This window comes from Microcoleus sp. K1-B1, from assembly GCF_036704705.1.
Taxonomy (GTDB): domain Bacteria; phylum Cyanobacteriota; class Cyanobacteriia; order Cyanobacteriales; family Microcoleaceae; genus Microcoleus.
In genome coordinates, this window is sequence record NZ_JAUBSH010000162.1 from 1539 (window position 1) to 6263 (window position 4725).

At 44.0% G+C, this 4725-nt stretch carries 3 protein-coding genes; 1 reads left to right on the top strand and 2 read right to left on the bottom strand.

The genetic code is table 11. From position 1 onward, the window contains the following. On the bottom strand, positions 1–432 hold a 432-nt coding region (locus QUA83_RS29780), incomplete at its 3' end, for a S8 family serine peptidase (protein ID WP_333297784.1). A 939-nt stretch (positions 433–1371) separates the two neighbouring features. Next, a complete protein-coding gene (locus QUA83_RS29785) occupies positions 1372–2256 on the bottom strand; it encodes a 4-hydroxybenzoate solanesyltransferase (RefSeq protein WP_333297786.1) in 885 nt (294 codons plus the stop codon). Between the two features lie 210 nt (positions 2257–2466). On the opposite strand from QUA83_RS29785, the gene QUA83_RS29790 reads away from it, so the two are divergent. Then, positions 2467–4083: a Ppx/GppA phosphatase family protein gene (locus tag QUA83_RS29790; protein WP_333297788.1), complete on the top strand. Its 1617-nt coding sequence runs from the start codon at positions 2467–2469 to the stop codon at positions 4081–4083. The last annotated feature ends 642 nt before the right edge of the window (positions 4084–4725 follow it).

Genomic DNA, 4725 nt, shown 5'->3' on the forward strand with positions numbered 1-4725 from the left:
GGGAGTTGTGGCTTGGGGTGTAATTGTTGGTACTTTTTCTTGACCAGGACTAGGTTTTTGGACATCCTCAACGGTGATGCTAGGTTTTTCGACATCATCATTGGGAGTTGTGGCTTGGGGTGTAATTGTTGGTACTTTTTCTTGACCAGGACTAGGTTTTTGGACATCCTCAACGGTGACGCTAGGTTTTTCGACATCATCAAGGGTGATGATATAATCCGGCTCTATGTATTCAATGCGGGGATCATCCTTATAAGCGGATATTGTTTCTTCAACCTTTCCTGAAGGAATCTCCCAAATGTCAATCCCAAGTTGTGAGGCTTTGGTGACTTTGGTCACTCCGATTTCTGCCTGCAAGTTGGTAATTTGACTTGAATTCGCGGTGGGCTTCAGTTTGACTATTACACGATTTGAGTTAAAATTGTTAGCCATGATATTGTCGGTTTCTCCTAGAAAGTTGGTTGTTTCACTCGCACTAGCGGTCGGATAGGGAATGTTGCCAGAGGTTGATAAATTCTTGCGATCGGGCAATAGTGTGTCAGATATCGTATTTTTTCCTTTTTTTATGGGTTGAGGTTACTTTTGTCGTAAGGATTCAGGTCACTGAACTCCTTGCTGGGCAAAGACTTTAGATATGGAGCTTGATACTAAATCAATCTCTATTCTCAATAAACCACGGAAAACTGTCACTTCTCCTCGTTTATTGACAATTAACCACGAAAGACAAAAACCCTTATTTTGCCCTAAAACCCTTGCCAGACAAGCGTTGGAGCCGCAAGTTTTTAGACCTGAATCCTTACCTTTTGTCTTGCGTGTAAAAATGCAAGCGAGTTCAAATTAATGAACAAAAGTTTAGAAAATCGTCAAACTCGCTTAACTTTCCGCCGCTATGTCTCTATCATCAGAAGTACGCCGGAGGTTGTATGCGTTTTGTAATGAAACTTTATACTGAGTTTTTCAGAACGAGTAGGAAATGGCATCGTTAGACATTTTTTTCTTCCGGTGAAAGTGTTGCCTGTAACCAATCTCCATACCTGCCGACAAAAAGATGTAGTTTTTTATACTCTTTTAATTCAGTATAATTTCCTGTAATACAAAAAAATAATATCAGTTTTTATAAGCCAGCGCATCAGTAATATTTCTGAAAAGTCTAATCCAATTAGATTAATAACTAAGTATATTTATGTATAATTTTCCTGAAAAAGGATGAAGAAACCATCGCACATCCCCGGGGATGTGCGGGGGTGCGAGACTTGGATACAAAGCAAAGAGACACAGGCTTTCAGGCTTAAATCGATCGGAAGCTCTTCTGTAAAACTTCAATCATTCGAGTTTCACACCCGTTTCCTGCGATAAAAGCCCTACAAAAAACTAAAAAATCTCCCCAACAATCATCCCCGCCAATATCACAAACCCCACCCAAACATTTTGGCGGAAGATTTGACCGTAAACCGGCTTGGGAATATCCGCATTCCGCAGTTGACTGTACTGCAAAAACCACAAAATAGCCGCCGCACTAATTGCCATCCAAAAACCAATGTGCAAGTGCAGATTAATTCCCATTGCCGTCAATAAACCGACAGTCCCCACAAAGAAAAAACCCACAGCATTAGCCGCATAATCCCCGAAAAATATCGCGCTGGAATTCACCCCCAAACGCAAATCGTCTTCCCGATCGCTCATCGCATAAACTGTATCAAATCCCATCGTCCACAGCACAACAGCACCCCACAGCAGCCAAGTCGCTAATTCTAATTCGTCAACGGCCGCGCTCCAACTAATTAAAACTGCAAAACCCCAGGCTATTGATAATACTAATTGCGGCACTGGAAAGAATCTTTTTGCCAGCGGATAGCAGATAATTACTGGTACGGCGGCGATACACAGCCAGAAGCTTAAAGGATTGAGATAAAAAGCGAGAATCGCGGCGCAAGCAAAGGAAATTAATGCAACTCCTATTCCAGTTTGCACGGTGAGGGCGCGGGATGCTAGGGGGCGCGATCGCGTTCTTTCTACTTCGGGATCGATATCGCGATCCCATAAGTCGTTGATGACGCATCCAGCCGCACTCGTGGCTAAGGTTCCCAACACAATCACGCCCACCAATGCTGCGGGCGGCCTACCGTCGGCTGCTAAAAAGACGGCCCAGAGGGCTGGAATCATTAAAATCAGCCTTCCTGCTGGTTTGTCCCACCTCAAAAGCCTCACGACGGTTAGCAATGTGGATTCGGGTTGGCGATCGAGCTCTTTAAGCATTTCAATTCTAGATTTGATATTTTTAACTCTAGATTTTATCAAATTTTAGGCACAATCACTTACTATCTCTGCTGCCGATCGCACTTCTGCCGAAATTTAAAACAGGTAAAAGTCTTGACCAGTCAGCCATTCCAAGTTTTTGCTAATTTAATAGAATGCCTAACTGGATTCGTGAAATAATCATAAGTATCTGTCAACCCCGATACTCCAATGGTTAATTCACTTGCTTCTGCGGAGTCAAATCGCATTATTGCTGCTATTGATATGGGTACTAACTCATTTCACATGGTGGTGGCGCGCATCGATCCGAAATTACCCGCGTTTACGATTATTGCTAGAGAAAAAGATACGGTTCGGTTGGGCGATTGTGAGGTTAAGACAGGGCGCTTGAAGTCCGAGGTTATGGAAAGGGCGATCGCCACTCTGCGCCGTTTTCAAGATATTGCTAAAACTTTCAATGTCGAACAAATTATTGCTGTGGCTACGAGTGCGGTTCGGGAAGCTCCTAACGGGCGAGATTTTCTCCAACAAGTTGCTGAAGAATTAGACCTGAATGTGAGTTTAATTTCCGGTCAAGAAGAAGCGCGGAGAATTTATCTCGGCGTTCTTTCTGGTATGGAGTTTAACAATCAGTCCCAGGTAATTATTGATATTGGGGGCGGTTCTACGGAGTTAATTTTAGGAGACAGTTCTGAGCCTCGCTGTCTCACCAGTACAAAAATTGGTGCTGTTCGCTTAACAGGACAATTTGTTAAAACTGACCCGATTACTAGGGAGGAGTTTGCTTATTTGCAAGCTTATATTCGGATTTCGCTGGAAAGACCGATCGACGAATTGCGAGCTCAATTCCATGCTGGCGAACCTTTGCGCTTGATTGGCACTGCTGGAACCATCGAAACTCTGGCCACAATTAACGCTCGCGAAAAGTTGGGAACAGTGCCGAGTCCCCTAGCCGGATATCAGTTAAGTTTAAAAGATTTGCGCGATTTAGTCAATCGCTTTCGCAAACTTTCTTATGCCGAAAGGTTGGCAATTCCGGGAATGTCGGACAAGCGCGCCGAAATCATTCTGGCAGGCGCTTTGATTTTGCAGGAAGCTATGATACTATTAGGAATTGAATCGCTGACTGTTTGCGATCGGTCTCTGAGAGAAGGCGTAATTGTTGACTGGATGCTGGCGCACGGTTTAATTGAAAACCGCTTACGCTATCAAGGTTCAATCCGCCAGCGTAGCATTCTCCACATGGCTGACAAATATCAAGTCAATTTAGAACAAAGCGAAAGAACCGCAGCATTTACTCTCAATTTCTTCGACCAAACTCAAGGAATTCTACACAACTGGGGAAGCGAAGAACGCGAGTTGCTTTGGGCTGCGGCAATTCTGCACAACTGCGGTTTGTACGTCAGTCATTCAGCGCACCACAAGCATTCTTACTATTTAATTCGCAATGGTGAGTTATTGGGTTACACTGAAACAGAGATTGAAGTCATTGCCAATTTGGCTCGCTATCATCGGAAAAATCCTCCTAAAAAGAAGCACGAAAATTTTATTGTTCTTCCGAAAAAATACCGGGAACTCGTCAGTAAATTGCATCCTTTTCTGCGGTTAGCTGTGGCTTTAGATAGGCGGCAAATAGGCGCAATCTCTGATTTCCAATGCCAACATCGCCCCGAAGTTAGAGAGTTTCACTTGCGCCTACAACCGCTCAATCCCGAAGACAATTGCGCTCTAGAAATGTGGAGTTTGGATTATAAAAAACCGTGTTTTGAATATGAGTACAATCTCAAGTTAGTGGCAACTTTAGAGCCGACTCTCGTTCCAGTTTAAAGACGAGGTAGAGCCGGGGAACGAGAAACTGTAGGGTGGGCAGTGCCGTAGATAGTAAAGGTGGTGAAGAAGACCCTCAAACGCTTAAAATCTCGAAGGCTACTATCGTTAAATCTTTTTCTTTTAACGGGCGATCGGCAATAAACCTAGTTTATTGCCGATCGCCAGCCGATAGGATGAGGTAAAGCCAGTTGATCGCACCAATACCCTAGAGGGACAGTGCGCATCAACAAACTAGGAGATTGCATGAGGGGGTGACAACCCGGCTGAAACCTTTATGGACCAAGCGTTAAGGCTCCTGAACCTCCAAAAAGATATCAGCGATTATGACGAGCTTATTGACAATTATGATAGTAGCGATCGCCGCCGCTCCTTATTCTCCGTTATCTACCGCCGAAAAATTCGTGATCGCACACACATATCTTTTTTGAGGCTGATCAACTCAAACCCTTGTCTAATATGTCTTTCAACTTGCTTGTCACCCCGTCAGAACCGAGCCTCTATAAACAAAGTCCGACAGGCACTTAATTCCCTGTCGGACTTTCTCAAAAAACCCGGTTTGTTGGCTAATTTTTCCGATTGGGATTGACAGCTCATCCTTCGATTATGCAGCGCCAATCCTTGAGGTTATCGTTAGATAAA